This window comes from Roseibium sp. RKSG952, from assembly GCF_009711355.1.
The window spans coordinates 87,924-89,401 of the sequence record NZ_SMMF01000941.1 but is presented as its reverse complement, the minus strand read 5'-3'; the positions used below and the strand labels follow the sequence as shown (position 1 = coordinate 89,401).

Below are 1,478 nucleotides of genomic sequence, written 5' to 3'. Positions count from 1 at the left end.
GACCTACACCAATGGCAATGGTGAAACCGTCACCGTTGAACTCACCCTTACAGGTATCATGGCTGCCGCTCATTTGCGGGGTGCCTACGGGACATTGAATCTGCTGCTTGGCGGAGCCGTATCCACGGATGAATACGGCACTTCGATCCTGCAATACATCGGGCAGTTTGGTGGATTTGACAGCCCTTCGGTTAGCGACATGATCACCTTTTTTGAAGATCGCAAAACAGGCGACGAAGGCCTTGGTACACCAGGTGATGATACAAATGGCGGATCTGGCGGTGGCTCAGGCAATAACCCCGGTGGATCATCGGGCGGCACAGCTGATGTAGACAAGGACAGCGCTGATGTTGTGTTGACCTGGTCCTACGGATCCAACACTGAGATCACGGATTTCGATCCTGCAAATGGCACGATCTTTGTCGACTGGATTTCAGCCAATGATCTTGTCATTACAGAAGTGAATGGCTCGGTCGTGTTTTCAGTGCCATCAAATCAGCAAACTCTGACGCTGGTTGGGGTAACTCTGGACGAGCTTTCTGCGCGCAACTTCACCATACTGGACGGCACTGCAGCGCAGGAGATCCTGAGCCTGATCGGTGACGGTGCGACCGCGCCAGACCCTGATCCAGCGCCCAATCCAGATCCGACGCCCGACCCCGATCCGACGCCTGATCCAGATCCAACACCTGATCCAGACCCGGAGCCCACACCAGATCCGGATCCGTCACCCACTGAGACCGGTGACGCATTCAACAATCCCGGTATCACAAAGCAGAATGCCGACGTGGTGGTCACATGGAACTATGGCCAGCAAACGGTCGTGACCGACTTCGATCCGGCGACTGATACCATCTTCATTGACTGGATCGGCGCAGATGCGTTCGAAATCTCGGAAGTGAATGGTTCTGTCGTGATCAGAGTGCCATCAAACAACCAGACAATTACCCTGCAGGGCGTGACGCTGGCCGCGCTCGAGGCATCGAACATTCATGCACTGGACTCCACAACCCGTGACGAGCTCGCAACTCTGATCTCTGGTGATGATGACAACGGTTCTGGCCACGGTGGCGGGCATTCCGGTGGCGATGGGGGCGGTGATGGTCACACCCATATGCATGTGACCATCGGCTATGACAGCCCAGCGCGTGTGATCGATGGATTCAACCCCGATATGGGGGATGTCATCGAAATCAATGCCGATGTCGACGCCAGCGATTTCAGGATTTTCGAAGAATCCGGGGACGCACTGGGTCAGACCGTACGGATCAGCATCACTGTGGATGGGGTTACAACACAAACGGTCCTGACCGGCATCAGCCTTGATGACCTGAAGATCGGGAACTTTTCAATCGACAATCAAGGCGTCTTGAACGAAATCTCCAGCGCGATTGGCCATGTTGCATCGACCCCCTCAACCGGTGGCTACACGCTTACTTATGACACAGACGGCTCAAACCCGGCTGAAGTCACTGGCA

Annotated in this window: 1 pseudogene; it reads left to right on the top strand. The window is 55.1% G+C overall.

Features of this window, described 5'->3' with window-relative positions:
* Positions 1-1,478: pseudogene (locus E1297_RS49250) on the top strand (hypothetical protein); the annotation flags it as partial.